A 22,099-nucleotide genomic window follows, 5' to 3' on the forward strand; every position below is an offset into this window, starting at 1 on the left:
TATAACTGCTAAGCGGATCGGCCAAGGGACACCCCTTATGACCGGTCCGTTTTTTCGTTTTACGGCAGACTGCCCCTTTACCAAGACCCTGTTTTCTTAAGCCGCTTTCCGACCTACGGGTGATTTCCATTTGTTACCCGATCCGGTATACTGAGTGCAAATGTGTATGGACCGGAGGTTTGCCATGCTCTCCATCGAGAAGCAGATCGTATATCTGATATCCTGTGCTTCCGTCATCGAGGTTCAGGAACTGGTTCTATTATATGAAGCGGATGGCCGTTCAGGGCAATATATCCGAAATGTGCTGGCCAGATTGAAGAAAATGGGGTACATCGAATCGGTCGAGCGGTCCCGTTACCGGATCACCGAGGTTGGAGATTCGTTTGTCCGGTCGTTCAATCAGAAGCCGGAGCTTTCGGCCAAAGAATGGGACCGGAAGTGGCAGCTCGTCATGTTTGAATTTCCCGATGGCATGCGGAAGCACCGCCAGCTGCTTGTTTCACACCTTCGCATCCTGGGATTTGGCCGCCTGTATGACAGCGTCTATATTTCGCCCTGGGACCAATCGGACAACTTAAAGCAGTATGTGGCCGAGAATAAATTGGAGCCTTATTTGACCATAGCTGCGGGATGTGCAATCCCGGATATTATCAGCTCTAGGCAGGCGGGAGAAATTTGGCCGCTTGATGAGATCAACCGAATGTATATGGAGAAGGAAGAGGGGTTCCTTGCCGATTTCCTCTCCAGAGCTGAACGCCCCCAGGCGGATGACCGGGAAACCTTTCTGCTGTTTCTAGAAATAGGCAACGTGATTAGTGAAATGGGGTTAATTGATCCCATTCTGCCTGCGTGTCTGCTGCCCGGCTATTGGAGAGGGAATGAGATTCTGGGAAAAATGTTCGCCTGCATGCGCCGGCTTGGGAGCGCTTTGCCCTCCGATTCCGTGTACCGAAAGTATGTACGGCTGTAATTGTGCGGCTATTAGCGAGATTCCTATTTTCACCGAATTTTCGATTTAACCGCATCCCCGCCTGCTTATTTGTCCCGCACCCCCTTTAAGAGATATAATGAGAGGAGTATAATATAAGGGACTGCGTCTAATTACTGTTGAAAGAGAGCGATAACGTATGGGCCGTAAGTGGAATAATATTAAGGAAAAGAAGGCGTCCAAGGACGCCAACACAAGTCGTATATATGCAAGATTCGGGCGTGAAATCTATGTAGTGGCCAAGCAGGGCGAGCCGGACCCGGAATCGAACCGGGCGCTGAGGGTCGTGCTGGAGCGCGCCAAGACATACAATGTGCCGAAAGCGATCATTGACCGCGCGCTTGAGAAAGCGAAAGGCAATTCGGACGAGACTTACGATGAGCTGCGCTATGAAGGCTTCGGGCCGAATGGATCGATGATTATCGTCGACGCGCTGACCAACAATGTCAACCGCACCGCCTCCGAAGTGCGCGCCGCATTCAGCAAGAACGGCGGCAGCCTGGGCGTCAGCGGATCGGTCAGCTATATGTTCGATTCGACGGCGGTCATTGGCCTTGTCGGCAAGAGCGCGGACGAAGTGCTGGAAATTCTGATGGAAGCGGACGTGGATGCGCGCGATATTCTGGAAGAAGACGAGGCCGTCATTGTTTACGCCGAGCCGGATCAGTTCCATTCCGTGCAGGAAGCGTTAAAGAACGCGGGCGTCACCGAATTTACCGTTGCCGAGCTGACAATGCTTCCTCAGAACTACGTGACGATTCCGGAAGAATCGCAGGCGCAGTTCGAGAAGCTGATTGACGTTCTGGAGGATCTGGAGGACGTGCAGCAGGTTTATCACAACGTGGATTCCGAAGAATAGTCAGGCCGCTTCGCTTTCATGCGAAGAGTCCTGTAACGCAGGCCGTCCGGGAAACCGGGCGGTTTTTTGCAAATATAAGAATGTATAAGCTGAGCGCTTATCATTTTGACTTCTATTTCTACGAGAAACGCACCTGCGTCTTAAAAAGACGCCGTCAGGCGTTTCTTCTTGACTGTGCCTCCCGCTGCCGTCTGTGAAGAAGACAATGGTGGAGGCACCGCTGATGTAGCCATTCGAAAAAGGGTAAGCCGGCAGCCGCCCAAGCGAACACGTCAGCCAGAAACGAAGACCGGAGACGACCCAAGCCCGGTCCCCCATATAAAGGGGTATCGGGCTTGGCGTTTGTTTCTATCGTCTTTTTGACCTGCCGCAGCGTCCACATGGATCGGGCCACCGCAGCTTGTTCCTTCCAGGGAGCGGAGATCCTTACGATTCTTACGTTCTGGGCCATTTCTCGCCCGTCAAATATTTCTCGGTCAGGATGGACAGGAGCTGAATGCCGACCTCGTTCTGTCCGCCTTCGGGAATAATGATGTCGGCGTATTTCTTGGAAGGCTCGATGAACGCCTCGTGCATCGGCTTGACCGTCGTCAAATACTGCTGGTGGATCGACTGGATGGTGCGGCCGCGATCCTCGATATCCCGTAGCACCCGGCGGAGAATGCGGACGTCCGGGTCAGTGTCGACGAACACCTTGATATCGAGCAGCTGGCGCAGGCTCTCGTCGGACAGTACATGCAGCCCTTCGATGATGACGATATGGTTGGGCAGAAGCTCAACCGTCTCATTCGTCGACCGGGCATGAACCGTAAAGTCATATACCGGGGCCTGCGCCTTCTCTCCCTGTTTCAAAGACTTGATGTGCTCGATGAGCAGCTCATTGTCAAAGGCAAACGGATGATCGTAATTGATTCCGCTGCGGTCCTCAAGACTGAGATGCGAGTGATCCTTATAGTAATTATCCTGTGAGATAAAAGTGACTTTCCCCGGACCGAGCCGTTCGATGACGGAGCGGGCCACCGTTGTTTTGCCGGAGCCTGTCCCGCCGGCGATACCTATAATAAGCATGGCGTAATTATAAACCTCCCTACAATATTCCCTCTGCCAATTCCAGTATTGTAGCACAGAGGTCCTTTTTTTTCATCCCGCAATGCCTATTGATATATACTTAATATACACCAGCATGAGCGACATAAGTGCAGACACACTTTTTTTAACTAAGAAAGGATGAAGAAGATGAATCGCAAAATTATTTTTCTAACCACGGATAGTATGGGCAGCGGAGACGGCCGGCTTGGAGAACAGCTTCTGGAAACCTATTTCACACTGCTCAAGCAGCAGGATCAATTGCCAGCCGCCATATTCTGCGTGAACCGGGGCGTGCTTGCGCTGACGGGGAAATCGATGGCTTCCCTTCATTTAAAAGAACTGGCCGACCGCGGAGTACCGGTGCTCGCCTGCTCGACCTGTGTGAACTACTATGGTGTGGGCGATCAGCTGTATGCCGGAGAGGTCTCCAGCATGGGGCACTTCATCGAGCTTTCCGCGCAGTATGAAGTCATCACGATATCCTAGGTCCTAGACTTAAAAGGAGAAGCATAACCATGAGCAACCCGCTTCAGGAAGCGTTCAACAGGGCAACCTACCCCGTCATCGGCCACGGCAAACGGAATATTGGGGTGCTGAAGGACGCGCTGGACGCCTATGACGGCGAATTGGACAGCGACATGTACGGCGCGGGCAGGCTGATCGAAGATTTTCAGAGCAAAATGGCCGGGATTCTCGGCAAAGAAGCTGCCGTCTTCTTCCCGAGCGGAACGATGGCGCAGCAGATTGCGCTGCGAATCTGGTGCGATTGCAAGGGAGAAAAGAAAGCCGCGTACCACCCGCTGTGCCATCTGGAGATTCATGAGCAGCGCGGGCTTCATGAGCTTCACGGGATCGAGCCGGTGCTGTTGGGAGGCAAGAACAGGCTGATCGGACTCGCCGATGTACAGTCCTTGGACGAGAGCGTATCCTGCCTGCTGCTCGAGCTACCCCAGCGCGAAATCGGCGGGCAACTGCCGGATTACGGCGAGCTTGAAGCTATATCAGCGTACTGCCGTGAGCGGGGGATCGCCCTGCATTTGGACGGCGCGAGACTGTTCGAGGTTCTGCCCTACTACCGGAAATCTGCGGCGGAAATCTGCGAGCTGTTCGACAGCGTGTATGTCTCTTTTTATAAAGGCATTGGCGGGATTGCCGGAGCGATTCTCGCGGGCGATGCCGAATTCACGGAACAGTCCAAAGTGTGGAAAAGACGTCACGGCGGTGACCTGATCAGCCTGTATCCTTACATACTTTCAGCCGACTTTTATTTCGAAGAAAGGTTTCCTAACATGGAGCGGTACTATGATGGGGCAAGGGAGCTGGCCGGTTTTTTTAATAAATGCCACCAAATCACTACCCTTCCGGAGGTGCCTGTCTCGAATATGTTCCATGTTCATGTAAGTCTTCCCAAGGAAAGACTGGAGCCTTTGCTGGTGGAGATATATGAGGAAACCAATGTCGGAATAACGCATGTTTTGCGGGAAAACGGCGAATCGTCCTGCTTTTTTGAGGTAAGCATCGGTGACCGGTATGCCCTTATCCCCAGGGAAGAACTGCAGCGGGCATTTGCCCTGCTGAATGAAAAACTGACCTTCTCATTGTGATAAAACACAATCATGGCAGATAAAGTTTTGAATTTTCACCAAATGGAAAAGCCGCAGGGTATGTTATCATTCTTTACATAAGAGACGTCAACAAGACAGGAGATGTGAAGAATGATCATCGGAGTACCTAAGGAAATTAAAAACAATGAGAATCGCGTAGCCATTACCCCAGGCGGTGTAGTCAGCTTTGTCAAAGAAGGTCACAAGGTTCTGGTAGAAAAGGGCGCGGGCCTGGGCAGCGGATTCCTGGACGAGGAATATGCCGCAGCCGGAGCGGAATTGATCGACAGCGCAGCGGAGGTATGGAGCGGCGCCGAGATGGTCATGAAGGTTAAAGAACCGCTGGAGAGCGAATACGGCTATTTCCGTGCCGGTCTCGTTCTGTTCACTTACCTTCATCTGGCTCCCGAGCCTGCTCTGGCGAAGGCGCTGAAGGATAAAGGCGTATTTGCGATCGGCTACGAGACGGTGACTGAAGGCCGCACGCTGCCGCTGCTGACGCCGATGAGTGAAGTGGCGGGCCGCATGTCCGTACAGCTGGGCGCTCAATTCCTGCAAAAAAATCACGGCGGCCAAGGCATTCTGCTTGCCGGCGTTCCTGGAGTAAGCAGAGGCAAGGTCAGCATCATCGGCGGCGGCGTTGTCGGAACAAACGCGGCGAAGATGGCTATCGGACTCGGAGCGGACGTTACCATCGTTGACCTGAGCGCCGACAGATTGCGCCAGCTGGACGATATTTTCGGTGCGCAAATCAATACGCTGATCTCCAACCCGTATAACATCGCCAAAGCGGTTGCCGAAGCGGACGTGCTGGTAGGCGCGGTGCTCATTCCGGGCGCGAAAGCTCCGAAGCTGGTAACCGAAGAAATGGTGAAGACCATGAAACCGGGCTCTGTTATCGTCGATGTGGCCATTGACCAAGGCGGTATTGTAGAGACGATCGACCAAGTGACGACCCATGACAATCCGGTATTCGAGAAACACGGCGTACTGCACTACTCCGTAGCCAATATGCCTGGCGCTGTCGCCAAAACATCGACGATCGCTCTGACGAACGTTACTGTTCCTTACGCGCTGCAAATCGCAGGCAAAGGTGCGCTGAAGGCCGTGCAAGAGAATGAAGGCCTGCTGAACGGCGTCAATATCGCCAACGGCAAAATCACCTGCAAAGCCGTTGCCGACGCGCTTGGCGAAGAATACTTCACAGTAGCCCAAGCCATGTCCCAAGAGTTTACCCTGATCTAAGATTATAGAAATAGAATTAAGAAGAACAAAAAGTCGGCTGATAAAAAAACAGACAGACGTTTCCCAATGAAGAAGAGGAACCCCAATTAAAGGACAGAGCCCGTTCATACGGGCCTGTTCTTTTTTGGCGTACCAATATAGGCTCTGTTCAGCGGAGCTGCTGATTTTGGCGTAACATGGAAGGTTTCCTTCCACGACTTTGCCGCGCCCTATAGTCAGCGCACACGAAGCGTAATATAATGAAACAACCGATTAGTAGTACGAAGGCTGATGTTACGTGCAAAACGCGGCTATTTTGAAGGTTGGAGTGGGAACAGTGACCGAAGCGAGCTTATCCTTTGACCGTTTTTTTGACAGCATGGAGTCCTTGGCGGATGCCATCAGTGAATCGCTGCAATCCCAAGTGACCATTGAGGACGACAATCATCATGTGATCGGCTACAGCTCCCATCAATTCGAGAGCGATCCGGCGCGGATTTCGACCATTATCGGCAAGCGGGTGCCTGATTCTGTCATTATCGGCCTGCGCAAAAAGGGGATCATGCGCCAGCTTGAAAATACGCCTCATCCGATCCGGATTTCGGGGGTGATGGAGGTGGGGCTTGGCCCCCGCCTGGCGATGTGCATCAAGCATCAGAAGGAGGTTCTCGGCTACATCTGGGTTGTCGATGCAGGCAACCTGAAGGAAGGCTATGCGGAGAACGTCGTGAGCAAGGCCGCGCAAATCGCCGCCCGGTACCTGCTGAAGCAACGGGGCTGGAAGACGAAGCAGACCCAGGTGCAGGAGGATTTTTTCTGGAAGCTGCTGACCTCGCATTACGGCACGGAGCAGGACATCCGGCGGGATGCGGGGGCGGACGGGATTGAGCTGCCTTCGGGTTATTTTATCGGCGTATTCGAACCCGACCGGACGGTGGACAATCACTTCCTGCTGAAGTTCCGGCAGACCGCGGAGAGCTATTCCGGCGTCTCGCTGGTGTTCCTGACCACGGAGCATAACCGGATTATTACCATGTTCACTTTCCATTATCCGATTGAAGGGACAGAGGCCCTGTCTTCCTATATGCGGCTGCTGGTTGACCAGACGAACAAGCACGAGGACTGCCGGATATCCGGGGGCTGCAGCCTCCATTACAGCGAGTATCTCTCTGCGGCTGTCGCCTATATGGAAGCGGCGTCGATTGCCGAGATCAAGCGGCTGCTGCCTTTTCAGGCCCGCGAGCTGCTGCTGTACGAGGATATGGGATTTTGGGCGCATCTACCGGCGATTATCGAGCAGAAACGCAGCCGCAACCGCAGAAGCCCTTTACTCTATCCGCTGAAGGAGCATGACCGGGTGCACAAGACCGATTTTGTCAAAACCGTCGCCGTCTATCTCACCTTCAATGGAAATTTGAAAGAATCGGCATCTTTTTTGCATATCCATACCAATACCCTGATGTACAGACTGAACCGGATCGCCGAAATTACGGGGAAAAATCTGAAGGATACCCATTACCGCTTCTCCATCTATCTGGACATTCTGACCGAAGAGACCCGGCAGTTGAATCAGTGGTTTGCGGAAGGTTGATGGAAGATATGGCGGATAAGCAAAAGTGTATGGCAGAAAATATATACATGGATGTAACATAAACCGAGTATTCCCGCGCCAATCTTATTACACTCTGTACAATGAAAAGAGAGGATACGGGTCGTAACATAGTGTTGTAGGAACGACCAGACCACGGACGGAGGGATAGGAATGCAGACGCAAAATATTTTCGTTAACGGAGCCCGGCTTAAAGATACGATCGAGGCTTTTGCCGATTTCGGACGTACGCCTGCGAACGGTGTCACCCGGCTGAGTTTAAGCGAAGAGGACATCAAGGTGCGGGATTACTTCCGTTCCTGCTGCGAAGAGCTGGGAATGACAGTCACAGTGGATGATATGGGCTGTATGTACGCCACGCTGGAAGGGACCGAGGATAAGCCTCCGATCGTCATGGGTTCTCACCTCGATACCGTTGTAAAAGGTGGGCGCTTCGATGGCGTTTTCGGCGTAATCACGGGCCTTGAGGTTGTGCGGACGCTTGTCGATCATGGCATCAAGCCGCGCATTCCGGTGACAGTCATGAACTTCACGAATGAGGAAGGGGCACGGTTCGAGCCTTCGATGATGGCGTCCGGCGTGCTGTCGGGTAAGTTCGATAAAGAGGTTATGCTGAAGAGCAAAGATCCGGAGGGGGTTACCTTCGGGGAGGCGCTGAAGGCCAGCGGATACGAAGGGGCTGCCGAGAACCGCATCAAGGAAGCGACCGCTTATCTGGAAATGCATATCGAACAAGGTCCTGTACTGGAAAAAGAAGGCTTGACGATCGGGCTCGTCGACTGCGTAGTCGGCATGGTCTGTTATGAAATTGAAGTCACCGGGGAATCCAATCATGCCGGAACGACGCCGATGGGGATGCGGAACGACGCGTTTTTTGCCGCTACCGATCTGGTGGCGGAGCTGCGGAGCAAGCTGGGCGGGCTCGACTCCGAGCTGGTCTATACAATGGGCCGGGTGAATGTGTATCCCAACATCCATACGGTCATCCCGAATAAAGTCGTCTTCACCGTCGAAGCCCGGCATAAGAATGAAGAGGTCATCGCCGAAGTGGTGTCGATCATTGATTCGCTGCCGGAGACGCAGTCCGGCTGTTCCGTGTCGAAGAAGAAGCTGTGGGGCCGCGATACCGTCTGGTTCGACGAGCAGGTATGCGGGGCCATTGAAAGCTCGGTGAAGTCGCTCGGTTATTCCCACAAAAAAATGGCCAGCGGAGCCGGGCACGACGCCCAGTTCGTGGCAAGCTACCTGCCTTCGGCGATGATTTTTGTGCCGAGTGTGAAGGGCAAGAGCCACTGTGAAGAAGAGCTGACCTCGTACGAGGATTGCGAAAAAGGCGTCAATGTGATGCTGGAGACGGTGCTGACGTTGCTCGGAGATAGCGGGGAGTAAGGTTTAGATTTGAAGGGAATCGCGGCATATGCGTTAGATTATATAGTAGAAGGCTGTTCCGTTAAGGGTCTGTGGGACCCTCGGGACAGCTTTTTGTTTACTGTCCTTAGTCTAGCATCTATATAAAAGGAGAAAAAGTATGAATCAAGATGAGTTTTTTATGAAAGAAGCAATCAGGCTATCTAAACTTGCGGTTGAGCACGGTAACGAACCTTTTGGAGCGATATTGGTTAAAGGCGGAGAAATTGTATATTCTAATGAAAACCAGATTTATTCTGCAACCGATCCAACGTTTCATGCAGAAGCAGGGTTGCTACGGAGATTTTGTGCTGAAACCCATATTACCGATTTACGTGAGTACACCTTATATTCGAGCTGCGAGCCTTGTTTTATGTGTTGCGGCGCAATGGTTTGGACAAAGGTTGGGCGATTGGTTTATGGTGCCAGTGATATAGATCTGTGTAATCTACTGGATGAACAGGGAAGTCATTGCAGTCAAATTGTATTTGAAAATTCTCCCCATAAACCGGATATTACAGCGGGCATATTACGGGAGGAAAGTTTGAGTGTATTGGCCAGCTATTTTTCCCACAACACAAAAGGCTAAAAATCATACTGGTCGGTCATGGTTAAATTGAACTGACGGAGAACGATAGTTCGATCAGTGCCGCTATGTGAAAAAAACGGGCCGGTCAAGGAATCATCCTTGATCGGCCCGTTGCTATTTACGTGTTTATTCAGCCAGTCCGGCTTTGACCAGCAGCTGGTGCAGTGTAGCGGCGATCGTCTCGCGGGTAGCCGGAGCGGTAGGATTGAATACCGAACCGGAGGTACCGGTGAGGATGCCTGCTGCGGACAAGGACTGTACGCTGTTCTTCGCATAGCCTGCAATCTTGGCGTTATCGCTATAGGTCGTGAAGGACGGATTGGCTGGGGTCAGCTCGATACCGGCCAGCTTCACGGCTCTATCCAGAATAACGGCCACTTCCTGACGGGAGACATTGGCTTTCGGCGCGAACTTGCCGCCGCCAACACCCAGAATCAATCCGGCCTTCGTTGCGGCTGCGACATCGGCTGCATACCAGTCGGTTGCCTTCACGTCGGTAAAGGTCGCCGCTGCATCAGTGCGTAGACCGAGCGCGCGTACAAGGATGGCCGTAAATTCGGCACGGGTCAGGTTATTCTTCGGCGAGAAGGTCGTTGCCGAAGTCCCTTTGAAGATCAGCTTGTTAGCCAGTGCCGTGATGTCCGAAGCCGCAGGCGAAGTCGCGATATCGGTGAACGTTACCGGACGGCTTACAGCGGCATAGGTCGAGAAGCCCGGACGATTAACGGTAACCAGCGTCGTTCCGTCGGCTTGCGTCTTGAACACGGAAGATACCGGAGTAATCTTGCCGTTCTCTTCGAACAGAACGCCGGCCGTATTCGGAGTGATGCTTCCCGGAACGGTGAAGGATCTCTTGATGAACGTATTGTTTGGCACCGTCAGATACGTGCTGCCGGTTGCCGTTGCCCAGCTTGCTTCAAAGGATACCGGAGCCCCGATCACGGACGACCCGGCTGCGCTTGCGCTAAATTTGCCTGCCTGCTCTGAAGCCGGCTTGATGGACAGCTCGAAGGCCGCTCCGGAAGGAGAACCGCTTAGCAGCGATACCGGCAGAGAAACCGCGGCATCCTTCGTGCTGACGATGACTTTGCTGGACGAAGAGATTCCCGCAAGCAGCTTCACTTGATCCGCAGTCAGGCTGACTTTGGCAGCGGAGCCGCTGACCGAAGGAGCCGAAATGATCACAGCGTTCTGGGATGCGGTGGCACTAGCCAAAGCCGCTTTCAGGTCACTATCCGACACGGTGATGGTTGTTACACCGTTCTGTACAGTCGTTGTCGAAGCGACGCTCAATTGCTTAGAGCCTTGGTCGACCAGTGCTGTAGCGGTATCGGAAACCGTTGGCGCAGGTGGTGTCGTTGGTGTAGTTGGTGCAGGTGCGCCGCCACCACCGCCAGCTGTGTTATCGATGCGGAAAGAAGTAAAACCGGTATAGAAGAAATCTTCATATTGATTAATTTTCACCGGAATCTTGCTGTTATCTTTTTCTGTTGTGGCGAGAACTTGGATTTTATAAATGCCATCCTTCAAGTATGCTACAGCAGGCTTACCTTGCGAATCCAATACAGGGTCGCCATTGCTGTCGTAAGGATGATAAGCGCCGCCGATTGTTGCCGAATAAGTCCCCGGTTTGAAATAGCTCTTCAAGCTTCCCGTCGTCTGTGCGTCGAAATAACCAAGGGTCTTGTCATCAAGGCCTACAACGTCAACCTCGTAATAGTTGGCGTCTTCCGCCTTCAGCTTGAACGTGAGGTTCGTCGTTTGTCCAAAGTTCGGATAGACTACCTTTTGGCCCAGCGAAAGCTCTTGAACGCCTGCTCCGGTATCCGGATATTCCTTGCCTACATTGACAACGAAAGGAAGATGAAGATCAGGCTGACCTGCTGCTTTCAAAGTGATTTGGCCTTGGTAAAAGGAGTCCAGAGCGGCCTCCGGTTTAACATTTACATTTAATTTGAATGCCGAAGCGCTGTAGGCGGACGCCGTTACCGTAGTTTGGTCAAGCTCGGCCGTGACGTCCAACGGGGCGTCGTCATACCAATCAACGGATGCTGTATACGTAAGGTTTTGGCTGCCCGTATTTTTCAGCTGGAGATCCTTGACTGCGGATGCACCCGGAGCCAGAATTCCAAAGCTTGCAGAGTCATTATAGTTGATGATATTTTGAGGATTGAAATTTTTGTCCAAAATCGTGATCGGCTCCAGAGATTGAAGCACGGCTTGAGTCTTGATCGCATTTTCGACATTAGCCCGGCCTGGTCCTTGCAAGTACACATCGTACTTACCGCCTCCGATAACGTCCGCTGTATTGGCGAGCGCGGCGCGTATATCAAACGGATTCCAGTCTGGATGCGCCTGCTTGATCAGAAGCGCGAGACCGGCGACGTGAGGCGTTGCCATACTTGTGCCGCTGATGCGGTTGTAAGCCTCGGCATAAGATGCGTCTTTATCATATTTGCCGTATTCCGGCCAGGTTGACAGGATACCTACCCCCGGAGCCACGATGTCCGGTTTGATACTTAGGTTGGTGTCAACATTTGGTCCCCAGGAGGTGAAGCTGGCTATTTCGTCACCTTTGGTAAGACCCGGATGATAGTCGGAGTCAAAAGTAAACTTCACCGGTTTGCCTTCGTTAGCCTTAATGGCTCTGGCCAGCGCCCGTCCTTCCTTGCCTTCCAAATCAAAGGTCGGAATATACTCGAAGCCGTCGCCAATGGTGGAGTTGATGTAGCCGTCGCGGTTCTTGATGCTCTCGCTCAGGTCCGCGTTGCCTTTGCCGTCTGTATTGCCGTTAAAGATAACAACGGCTCTTGCGTTATGCTCTTTGGCAATGGCGATTTTATCGACAAAGGCCAGCTCGCCGCGGGACAGCAGCACCACCGCTCCATTCACATCTTTGGTCGAATAGTCATCATCGGAGCCAAGGTCCGCGTATACAACCGGGACGGGATCTGTTCCGATAATACTCTCGAAGTCTTCGTCGGCGATCCTCCATGCCATCGCATTAACGTCGCTGTACGTTGAGTAAGTCACCGTGGTTGCTGAAGCGCCGACGATCTCTTTCTTTAAGTTCACTTTGAAGGACTTGGTAGGACTGGTTACAGCACCTACGGAAATGGCCAATTGGGAAACGGCGGGCGACCCCAATGTGAAATAACCTGGCCCCGCGTTGCCGTTTGCGATCACGGCTACGACGCCGGAAAGCACCGCGTTGTTAATGGCGATCGAGTCCGGAGAGTTTACGTCCTTCTCGGCATCGGAACCAAGCGAAAGGTTGATGACATCCATACGGTCTTTTACGGCATGTTCAATACCGTCAATGACCTGTGCGGATGAACCGGAGGAAGTGCTCGGGTCATACAGATTGCGTCCAAGCACCTTGTACGCATACAGCTGCGCGCCGGGAGCAACGCCGAGCTGTGCGATATCGCCGGTTCTATTGACGAACTGGCCAACGATCGTACCGGCAACGTGTGTTCCATGGTAAGTGCCTTCGTAGCCTGTACCGTACACGTCATTTTCAACAGAGACAGGTGCTTCTTCATAAGGATCATCGTCGTTGTAAAAAGAGTCCCAGCCACCCTTATAGACAGGCTTGATATCCGGATGCTCGTAGTCGACGCCCGTATCAATGACGCCTACTTTAAGTCCGGCGCCTGTATATTTATTGAGCCCAGCCCAAGTTGCGCCAATCTGATCCAGTGGTGCATTGTCGTTTTGGGGCAACTCGGCGGTTTCGTCGAATTTTACGTCCGGAACCGTATGCCAGGTGCTGTTCTCGTAAATCGAGGTTACACCGGAGATTTTAGCCAGTTTCGGAATTTCGTTGGCGGGAATGGTAACCTCAAAGCCGTTCAGCACGGTGTTATACTGGTAATTGACTTCCAGATCTAGGCCTGCGTTCTCGGCTTTTTTAAGGACAGTGGCTTGCTGGCTGTCTACAGCGGCTTCGGTCGCCGATTTGGCCAAAGCGGAATTGCCCTGCTTCGCAGCATATTTTCCTACCGCCGCCGGTTGGCCGCTAAGCTGTACGATAACGCGGACGTCGGCAGTCGATTTAATGTTGATCTTAGGCGAGATGTACGTTCCCGGTGTAGTATGAGTCAAAGAAATTTTCGATGATAACTGCGTTTGCAAGCTGCTGGCTGCAAAGACCGTGCCGGGAATCGTTCCGGCTGTAAGCGCCAAACCCAGAGCCGCGACGGACAGCTTGCGTGTTAGTTTACCCCACTCCAAAAAAATCCCTCCCAAAGATTTTGTGTAATTTGGCTTGCTCCTACCGTTCGGGTGAATCGATTATGTAGAATCCTCCTTTTCTATTCTTCCTTTTTTATTTCCACCTAGATTAGTAGGAAAAAAGATTAAGAAGATTCTACCACCGGTAAATTGGAAAATCCAGATAAAATTCTTTTATTTTCGTCAAAGTTAACATATTGAAGAAAGATGTGTGTTATCTTTAAATCGTATTTCCGTGTATAATCCATCGATTTGTGGAATGAATTGTCATTTAGTTGCGTTTTTCTCAAAGGCAAAGTTGTAGTTTAAAAAAGAACCGTGATGTATTGTGTCATATCCTGTCGGTTGATAGGTCTTTAGGGCCAATTGTTGGCGCGGATTTCGAATCATTGGCGCATCGTACGGGCGGCCAAGAAGAAGGGCTGAAGAAAAAGGAACCGATTGGGTAAAGTAATTATAGTGCCCGCGGAAAGAGACAAGGAGGGAATGATTATGGACAGCAAAGAATCCAATGAGATCGGCGTAATTTATAAAGAGGGCAATGCTTTCGTGATCCGAACGGACGAGGGGCCGGTTGGAGAAATCACCTATGTGCCTAAAGATGAGCATACCTGGATAGCGGATCATACGTATGTATCGCCGCATTACCGGGGCGGAAATATCGCCCAGCGGCTGCTCAAACGGCTGGCGGAGGAGGCGAGGGCGGAAGGGGCCAAGATCATTCCCCAGTGCTCGTATGTCGGCGTCCAATTCAGGAGAAATCCAGAGTATGAGGATGTATGGAAACATTAGGCCGGGTGAAAGCTTGGGCTTAAAGACTGCGACTGTCCATAATGCCTAAGCAATGCGCCTGAACGATGAAACTTGTAATAAAAAAGCCATCTTCCGCTCTTAAGTGCGGAGGATGGCTTTTGAACGTTGCCGGTTTGACGCGTCTGACAAAATTAAGCTCCCGACAACCCGCGCCGCAAGGTGAACAAATCCTTCAGAGCCTCGGTGGAAAGCTCGGTAATCCAGCCTTCCGAGCTGGTAATAATGCTGTCGCTGAGCTGCTGCTTGCTCTCCAGCATTTCGTCGATCCGCTCCTCCAGCGTGCCGAGGGAAATGAACTTGTGGACCTGAACATCCCGGGTCTGGCCCATGCGGTAGGCGCGGTCCGTAGCCTGGTTCTCCACGGCCGGGTTCCACCAGCGGTCAAAATGAAAGACGTGATTGGCGGCGGTCAGATTTAGGCCGACGCCGCCGGCCTTGAGCGACAGGATGAAAATGCAGGGCTGCTGCTTGCTCTCCGGGGAGGAAGCCTCCAATGTGCCGCCCAGCAAGACCGGCGCTTCACGTCCAGCCTGAAAGTCTTCGATCATGCGGTCACGCGCCGATTTGGAGGTGCTTCCGTTCAGATAGAGCACGGGTTCCCGAAGCTCTTCCCGCAGAACGCGCTGAAGCATGAGGCCCATCCCGATATATTGGGTAAAAATCAGGCAGCGCTCTCCCTCCTCCCGCAGCTCCCTGACCATGGCTAGCAGCCGCTCCAGCTTGGCGGAGCGTTCGATCAGCGGACCGGTGTCCATCGAACCGGCGTCCGGTGCGTCATCTCCTGGCGCGTCAACGCCGGGTGCGCCTTCCTTCGTAATGAGCAGCGGATGGTCGCACAGCTGCTTGAGGCGGGTCAGCGCGGAGAGGATGGCGCCTTTGCGCTGAATACCTTCCAGCTTGTTCATTTTGCTCATCAGCTCGTTTACTGTCTGGTCATAGAGAGCGGCCTGCTCGGCAGTCAGATGGACGTAGCTCTTCATCTCGTTCTTGTCGGGCAGGTCGAGCTGGATGGCGGGGTCTTTCTTTTTGCGGCGAAGCATGAACGGCTTCACCAGCCTTCGCAGATCGGCCGCCCGTTTGGGGTCGCCCTCCTTCTCGATCGGCTGGATGAAGCGATCCTGAAAAGCGCGCAGCGGTCCGAGAAAGCCCGGCGTAATAAAATCGTAGATGGACCACAGCTCAGCCAGCCGGTTCTCAATCGGCGTGCCGGTGAGCGCAACCCGGTGTAGGGCCGGAAAGCTGCGGACGGCCAGCGACTGCTTGGTCTGGGCATTCTTGATGTTCTGAGCTTCATCCAGGCATAACGCCGACCAGGTGAAGCTTGCCAGCAGCTCCTGATCCAGCGACGCCGTCGCATAGGATGTGAGCACAACGTCGGACCCGGCTGCGGCGTCCTGGAAGCTTTCTCCGCCAAGTCTGCTGCTCCCGTAATGGAGCATGACCGAGAGCGAAGGGGCGAACCGGTTCAGCTCCTTCTGCCAGTTGCCGAGCACCGAGGTCGGGCAGATGATAAGCGACGGCCTTGGTCCCTCCGGCCGCTCCATGAATTCCTCCTTAACGCGGAGCAGATAAGAGATCAGCTGGACGGTCTTGCCAAGGCCCATATCGTCGGCAAGACAGGCGCCCAGCCCGAATCGGCGCAGGAAGACCAGCCAGGAGTAGCCTTCAAGCTGATACGGGCGCAGCTCGGCGTTCAGGTCGGCGGGCGGACCGGGCTGCGCCCCGAGTTCGCTGCCGCCCAGCTGCCCCATAAGCTGAACGAACTGCTCGTTCAGTTCGACTTCAAGCTGAAGGCGGCTTACCTCTTCGGAATCAAGGTTCGGGGCTTCTTCTCCGGCTCCCTCTGCCGTATTCAGCAGATGCAGCTGAAGCACATCCTGAAAGGACAATCCCTGGCGTTTGTCCATGCCGTCCATCGCTCTGCGGATTTGAGCCAGCAGCGCGGGATCAAGCGAAATCCACCGGCCCTGGAAGCGAACCAGGCGCTCGCCGCGCGCGACCAGCGCCGCGAATTCCTCCTCTGTGAGGTCGGCGTCTCCGATCGAGATGCGCCAATCAAAATCGATGATGGCGTCCAGGCCCATCAGCGAGCGGCCGCTCCGGTTCTCGCTCTCCGGGCGCAGCTTCGCCCGCAGGCGCGGCTTCCGGCGGCTCGCCGCCTCCCACCAGGCCGGCAGCAGCACGAGCCAGCCTGCATCCAGCAGACGGCGACTGTCCGCCGTCAGGAAAGTCCATGCGGCCGCGCTATCAAGCGGCCGCCCCAGCAGGTCGCCGCCGCCCCCGAAGCGCTCCGGGGGCAGGCAGGCGCGCAGGCGCTCCAGCCAGCCTGCCGAGCGCCCCTGCACATGCGGCGACCACGAGGCGGGCCAGGCGCCATGGGCGGCGCCGTCCGCGCCAAGCTTCACCGGGACAAGCGACGACGGGTCGGTCTTGTCCTGCAGCACGAGCCGAAGCCACCAGGCCGCTTCGGCTTTAAACGGCTCCAGCAGCTGGAGCGCGGGCCGAAACGGCGACACATCGGCCTTCCAGCCGATAGAGACGAGCCAGGCCTCCGCGTCCATCCCGGCTGCAGCCAGAGGCTTACGCTCGAACAGCATCGGGTATTCCCGCCGCAGGTCGGCCGCCTGTTCTTCCGTGCCGTAGTGACGGTCGAACACGGCAGCGGAAAAGGCCGCTCTGACGCCTCTCATCAGACCGTCGTCTTCCTTCAGCCGGGCCCGCGCGCCCCGCGCGTCCATTTTGTCGTCGGGCCGGCTGTCCCCCTCCGAAAGGGCGACCCCTGTCCGGTCCGCAGCGCCATAAGCGGCGGCCCGTTCCGGTTCCCGCTGCGAAGCCGTCTCCCGGTCCGCGGCGTCAGCCGCCTTCCGGAGAGCTCTCTCCTCCCAGGTCCATTCCAGCCGCCCTTCCCGGTATGCGGCCAGGCTTGGCTCGTACCGTTTGTTCTCCAGGCAGAAGGTCAGGCAGGGAGCCAGCTCCGTAAGCGGCGCCGCTTCGCCTTCCCATGACCAGCCGATATGCGTCAGCCGCCGCCCGGCGGCGAAGAAGGGCAGTACCTGCTCGGCGGGCAGGACGACAAGTTCGATCTCTCCCGCTTTATGAATGACAAGCTCGGTGCCGTAGCATGATTCCTCGTGCCAGGCAAAGAGCAGCTGCTTCAGGGTCAGGCCGGGAAGGGCATCCCCGTGATCCGTCTGGCCATACAGCAGCGCGTCTCCGTATTCGCTCAGGCTGATCCGAACCGCAATATTCCGCAATCGTCCGTTCATGGTGTCCATTTTCCTTTCCGCAGCTCTTCCTGGAGCGCTCTTAGCCTGCTGTGGCGGGCAGTAAACGATTCGAGAAAACGCTCAAAGCGATCATCCGCTTTTATTTTCTTATACAGCTTATTCAAACGCTTAAGCAGCTTCACCGCCGCTTTATAGCTGCTTCTGTTCTTCTCCAAAACGTACCGCTCCACCGCCTGATGATAGAACGGCAGCAGCAGCTCGGGCGCGTTCTTTTCCAGCGGCTGCAGATCCCGCACCCTGAAATTCGCCGGGTCTTTGCCCGAGCTGAGCTGGTAATCCATCCATTCCCGCCAGCGGCCGCGCTCAAGCAGCTTCTCCTCGTAAATGCCTCCGCTCAGCGGAAGCATGGCGGCCAGTTCCCGCCACATTAGTGGCTCGCTTTCGGGCAGAAGCCTTACCGCTTCCTCCCAGAAGCGGGCATAGCTCTCAAGCCCGTTCCGGCGCTGCCCGGCGAGCAGTTCGCCGGTCCCGGTCAGCCAGTTCACCAGCCGCTGCGACTCCCCGGCTTCCGACAGGTAATCCCAGAACATGTCCAGCCGTTCCGGGCGGAAGCCCGGCCCCTCCGCCGCCTCCCGAAGCAGGCTTAAAGCCTGGTCGTCTTCCGACTGGAGGAAATGCATCCAGGCGAGCGCGGTCAGCGAGGCCGGACGGGGCGAAGCATCCGTCCGATTCGCTTCCTCCTGCTCCAGCCGCCGCAGTTCTTCCTTTAGAAGCGAAGAGTCCGGCATTTCGGGAATGATCCACTGTCTCCACAGCAAATAATAAAGACCCGAATAAAAGCCTTGTTCCCTTGGCTCTGCGAGCAGCTCCTGCCGCAGATACCCAAGCGTGTCCATGATCCGGTTCCGCTGCTCCGGCTCGGAGACGAGGGGCAGCGGCGTTTGAAGAGCGCGCTCGATCTCATCCTGGAGTTCGGTTACGGCGATATGAGTATAATAGCCGAGAGAAGGCGCAGAGGCGCCGGAGCGCCCGGCCGAAGGATGGGTTACTTGCTTCAGAACAAAGAGGCGGGCGTGCAGAACGAACAGCTTCTCCAGACCGGGGGGAAGCGGCGGCTTGATCCGGAGGATCGAAGCAAGCGCTTCCTGGGCATAACGGGGATTCCGGGTGTCTTTGGCCTGACCGGGTATACATTGGGCGAACCATTCATGCCACTCGGCGACGTTCATGACCGGGATGAGCCGTCCGCGCTCATTCAGGGATTCCCGGCTTCCAGACCGAAACCCGTCATTTGTTTCGCCGTGGCGGCCTGCTCTGGCAGCATGGTCCGTTCCATGGACATTGGTGCTGAATCCGGGTGAGCTTCCCGCTCCGCCATCGGCACTTCCGCCCGCCTGTTCGGCGCGAGCAGAACTTATAGCAGCCCGTGCCTGGGCGGACGACTTGGCATTGGCCAGCAGCGGCACCGGCCGTCTCTCCGTTTCGGCATAGTTCATCAGGACGGCCGCCATATGCTTGCACGGACCCGGGACAGGGCAGCTGCAGCTGCTGATCGAGATGGCCCCTAGGACGATCTCGACGCTGTACCGCTCTGTACCGTCAACGAAGGCCGTGACCAGTCCGGGCGGAACAGCCTTTAAGCCGATAACGCGCTTCTGCTTATAATATTGAAAGCCCCGTTTAAGGGCCAGGTCGTCAAAATAATACGCCGCATCTTGGATGAGTCGGTCCCAGCCGGCGTCATCAAGGATGTGTCTCGATTCCATGAGGTCAGTCTCCTGTAGCTTAAGGTTGTTTCATTATACCACTTCTGCGGAGCGGACTAGGCGAAGTGTCCCATTGTATCATATTCTTTTACGCAGTTTCTTCCTTCTTTTTTCGCTCGGTACAGCGCTTGGTCCGCCTGATCGATAAGCATTGTAATGCCGTTTGTGTCCGGCGAGGCCTCAGCTACGCCCAAGCTGATCGTGTACCTTATGCTGCCTGAATCCTCAAGAGGGACAGGGGAGGAAGAGATGCTCTTCCGCATGATTTCCGCCAGGCCGGAAGCCCGGTCGGCTGCGATTCCGGGAAGAAGGATCATGAATTCTTCCCCGCCGAACCGGCCGATAATCCCGCGGGGCTGCGACAATTCGGTAAGCCTTCTCGCCGTTTCCTGAATGACCTTGTCCCCGGCAAGATGCCCGCACCGGTCATTGATGCTCTTGAAATAGTCGATATCGACCATGATGAGCGACAGGGGCTTATCCAGGCTCCAGGACTGGGACAAATGCCTTTTGGCCAGTTTGAGAAAATAGGTCCGGTTATACACCCCGGTCAGCCCGTCGGTTGTCGCCATCCGGTTGATTTCCGAGAACAGCCGGGCATTTTCGATAGAGATCCCCACCTGACCGGCAAAATCGCCGAGGATTTCCCGTTCGCTGTCGATAAAGGTTCGGGTGAACCGGCTGTACAGTACAACCAGGGCGTGCACGCGGTCTTGGAAGAGAATCGGAATTCCCATACAGGTCTCCGCGCCTTGGCCCAGCTTGCCGGGGAAGCCGGCGCCGCCTTCGCGTACAGCAACCCTTTTTTCCCGGAGCAAACTGCGGAAGAAGGAATCATCCTCAAGCTCCATAATGACCATCGCATCCCCCGGTCCGCTGCCAATCTCGGCTTTCAGGCTGTAGCTTTCATCGGTTCTTAACAGAATAAAGCCGTTCTCGCAGCCCGTGATCTCGGACAAGCTGGACAGGGTGTATTGAAGGAGCTTATCGACATCGTAGGTCGAGGTCAGCTTTTTTGTTGTATCATGCAGATTTTTCAGCAGGGCGCCCTGCTTCTCCTCGAGCCGCTTCTTCTGCCTGATGCGGTTGAACCTCTCCGCCAGCGCCAGCGACAGCAGCAGGGTCCCGGCTCCCAAGCCGAACCGCATCGAATTCAGCGACAGAACGTTCAAGGGAATCAGCTGGTAAGCGGCCAGCAAGATCAGTAGAGAGCTGCCCGACAGCACGATCCATGCTAGCGTGTAGAACCAGACTGACCGGACCGGCAGCCCCGCGGCCGCCGTCCTGATCGCGCACAGCAGCATGCTGGCGGATGCGAGGCAGGCAGCCAGTTTAATGCATGCGCCCGGCGCCATGAAGGCCATCAGCGGCAGCGTCACGATCAGTCCGGCGGTAAAGACCGGCACAATCCTGCCCATTCTCGGCCAAAGCCTGGAAACCGGCAGAAAGCTGTGCGAGAACAAGCAGCCGAACAGGCAGGCCAGCACCATGGAGACGGGAACGGATTTCTGCTCCCATATGGAATGCCCCGGCCATAAGAATTGGTAGGCATAACCGTCCCAGGCGGCCTGCATGACGGCAAAAGAAACGAGAAAGAGCACATAGTACAGATAAGTCCGGTCCCTGTTCGTTATATAAAGAAAGCTGTTGTATACCGCCATCACGAGCATAATCCCGTAGTATATGCCGAACATAAGATTTTCACGAAGCTCCCGTTCAAGAAAGCTCCGCGTCTCCCACAGCTTCATCGGAAGCTGGAGATCGGTGCCTGTCTGAATTTGAAAATACAGGCGCTGTCCGGACCCGGCGGGAAACGAAAGGTTAAAGATGAAATTCCGGTGGTCGATAGCCCGTTCGTTGAAAGGCAGGCTGCTTCCGGCGCGGGTAAGCCGCAAAAAATGGCGCTCATCATCCAACTGGTATAGATTCACCCGGCTGAGCTGCGGTTTGCCAAGTTCAAGCAGCAGATCCCTCGCTTTCGAAGAGGTGTTGTACAAATTCAGTTTGACCCAATACGTGGAGCTTCTGATCGAGCCGCCGAGTCCGCTGGCCGGGTACGGCACAAACAATACATCCATATTGGGATTAACCATATCCTCTATCGTTAGCAGTCCGCCTTTGTCCTCATAGATTTTCAGATCGTCCTGAAGATCCGTATTCGTACGGAGGCTGACCGTATCCGGTGCCTCTTCCAGACGCGCCGAGTTCACCGTGGGGCTCAGCGGAAGCAATAGCAGGAGAAGGAGGATCAGTCCGAGCGCTGGCCGTCCGGCCCGGCGAATGCGGATTGTTGCAGCATCAGATAACGTCTTTATGATCTGATTCATTATGCCTGCCGGTCAGGCAGCCAACCGGATGGCGGTGCGGTCCGTTTTGGCTTCTTCCCTGAATCGGTCTTCAGGCAGCGGCAGATTCCGGACAAACCGGGTTGAACCGCTCTGCTGAAGCCCCAAGTGTGAGTGTGATTGTATTTTAAAATTGATTATTTTGTTCATCTCAAACAGCCCCCTAAAGTATGTCTGACTCCGATTTATCTATATACGAGTTCGACGGTTGGAATAATAATCCTGTTTAATTTTAAGAAAAAAACGAGTTTTTTCATAGTTGGCGAACATATGCTTAGGCGACGCGAAACGGCTGCACCCCCGGTATTGGGCGGAGCAGCCGTCTTATTACGCAGTGCTATGG

15 protein-coding genes are annotated in these 22,099 nt (G+C 54.7%); 9 read left to right on the forward strand and 6 right to left on the reverse strand.

The window, feature by feature from the left end; genetic code table 11:
• Positions 1-184 precede the first annotated feature (184 nt).
• A complete protein-coding gene (locus tag PSAB_RS01185; RefSeq protein ID WP_025332763.1) occupies positions 185-970 on the forward strand; it encodes a PaaX family transcriptional regulator C-terminal domain-containing protein in 786 nt (261 codons plus the stop codon).
• A 157-nt stretch (positions 971-1,127) separates the two neighbouring features.
• The gene (locus PSAB_RS01190; protein ID WP_025332764.1) at positions 1,128-1,847 is read left to right on the forward strand and encodes a YebC/PmpR family DNA-binding transcriptional regulator; all 720 of its coding nucleotides are present in this window, start codon (positions 1,128-1,130) and stop codon (positions 1,845-1,847) included.
• A gap of 435 nt (positions 1,848-2,282) precedes the next feature.
• Here the strand turns inward: PSAB_RS01190 and udk are convergent, their stop codons facing one another.
• Positions 2,283-2,915 carry a uridine kinase gene (gene udk, locus PSAB_RS01195; RefSeq protein WP_038595450.1) on the reverse strand — a complete coding sequence of 211 codons (633 nt, stop codon included), beginning with the start codon at positions 2,913-2,915 and terminating at the stop codon, positions 2,283-2,285.
• Positions 2,916-3,083: 168 nt separating this feature from the next.
• On the opposite strand from udk, the gene PSAB_RS01200 reads away from it, so the two are divergent.
• The 6 genes from PSAB_RS01200 (at position 3,084) to PSAB_RS01225 (ending at position 9,369) form a co-directional block, all read left to right on the forward strand.
• Positions 3,084-3,422, forward strand: a complete 339-nt coding sequence (locus tag PSAB_RS01200; RefSeq protein WP_025332765.1) for a DsrE family protein — start codon at positions 3,084-3,086, stop codon at positions 3,420-3,422.
• A 29-nt stretch (positions 3,423-3,451) separates the two neighbouring features.
• A complete protein-coding gene (locus PSAB_RS01205; protein WP_038595452.1) occupies positions 3,452-4,540 on the forward strand; it encodes a threonine aldolase family protein in 1,089 nt (362 codons plus the stop codon).
• Between the two features lie 111 nt (positions 4,541-4,651).
• A complete protein-coding gene (gene ald / locus PSAB_RS01210) occupies positions 4,652-5,785 on the forward strand; it encodes an alanine dehydrogenase (protein WP_025332767.1) in 1,134 nt (377 codons plus the stop codon).
• 316 nt (positions 5,786-6,101) lie between these two features.
• Positions 6,102-7,355 (forward strand): PucR family transcriptional regulator, encoded by a 1,254-nt coding sequence (locus PSAB_RS01215; protein WP_025332768.1) that lies wholly within the window; start codon positions 6,102-6,104, stop codon positions 7,353-7,355.
• Between the two features lie 171 nt (positions 7,356-7,526).
• Positions 7,527-8,762 carry a Zn-dependent hydrolase gene (locus PSAB_RS01220; RefSeq protein ID WP_025332769.1) on the forward strand — a complete coding sequence of 412 codons (1,236 nt, stop codon included), beginning with the start codon at positions 7,527-7,529 and terminating at the stop codon, positions 8,760-8,762.
• A 139-nt stretch (positions 8,763-8,901) separates the two neighbouring features.
• A complete protein-coding gene (locus tag PSAB_RS01225) occupies positions 8,902-9,369 on the forward strand; it encodes a nucleoside deaminase (protein WP_025332770.1) in 468 nt (155 codons plus the stop codon).
• Positions 9,370-9,495: 126 nt separating this feature from the next.
• Here PSAB_RS01225 and PSAB_RS01230 read toward each other — a convergent pair whose 3' ends face one another.
• Positions 9,496-13,605, reverse strand: a complete 4,110-nt coding sequence (locus PSAB_RS01230) for a S8 family serine peptidase (RefSeq protein WP_025332771.1) — start codon at positions 13,603-13,605, stop codon at positions 9,496-9,498.
• A 492-nt stretch (positions 13,606-14,097) separates the two neighbouring features.
• On the opposite strand from PSAB_RS01230, the gene PSAB_RS01235 reads away from it, so the two are divergent.
• On the forward strand, positions 14,098-14,397 hold the full coding sequence (locus PSAB_RS01235) for a GNAT family N-acetyltransferase (RefSeq protein WP_051529698.1): 300 nt from the start codon (positions 14,098-14,100) through the stop codon (positions 14,395-14,397).
• A gap of 152 nt (positions 14,398-14,549) precedes the next feature.
• Here the strand turns inward: PSAB_RS01235 and PSAB_RS01240 are convergent, their stop codons facing one another.
• From PSAB_RS01240 to PSAB_RS25645, 4 genes are read right to left on the reverse strand one after another with little or no spacing between them, the layout of a single operon-like run.
• The gene (locus PSAB_RS01240) at positions 14,550-17,684 is read right to left on the reverse strand and encodes a DEAD/DEAH box helicase (RefSeq protein ID WP_025332773.1); all 3,135 of its coding nucleotides are present in this window, start codon (positions 17,682-17,684) and stop codon (positions 14,550-14,552) included.
• Positions 17,681-19,411, reverse strand: coding sequence for an SWIM zinc finger family protein (locus tag PSAB_RS01245; protein ID WP_025332774.1), 1,731 nt, complete (start codon positions 19,409-19,411; stop codon positions 17,681-17,683). Before PSAB_RS01245 ends, PSAB_RS01240 begins: the two co-directional genes overlap by 4 nt.
• 56 nt (positions 19,412-19,467) lie before the next feature.
• The gene (locus tag PSAB_RS01250) at positions 19,468-21,738 is read right to left on the reverse strand and encodes a sensor domain-containing diguanylate cyclase (RefSeq protein WP_025332775.1); all 2,271 of its coding nucleotides are present in this window, start codon (positions 21,736-21,738) and stop codon (positions 19,468-19,470) included.
• 12 nt (positions 21,739-21,750) lie between these two features.
• Positions 21,751-21,906 (reverse strand): hypothetical protein, encoded by a 156-nt coding sequence (locus tag PSAB_RS25645; protein WP_158442544.1) that lies wholly within the window; start codon positions 21,904-21,906, stop codon positions 21,751-21,753.
• Between the last annotated feature and the right edge of the window lie 193 nt (positions 21,907-22,099).

The sequence above is a fragment of the Paenibacillus sabinae T27 genome, from assembly GCF_000612505.1.
Classification (GTDB): Bacteria; Bacillota; Bacilli; order Paenibacillales; family Paenibacillaceae; genus Paenibacillus_AQ; species Paenibacillus_AQ sabinae.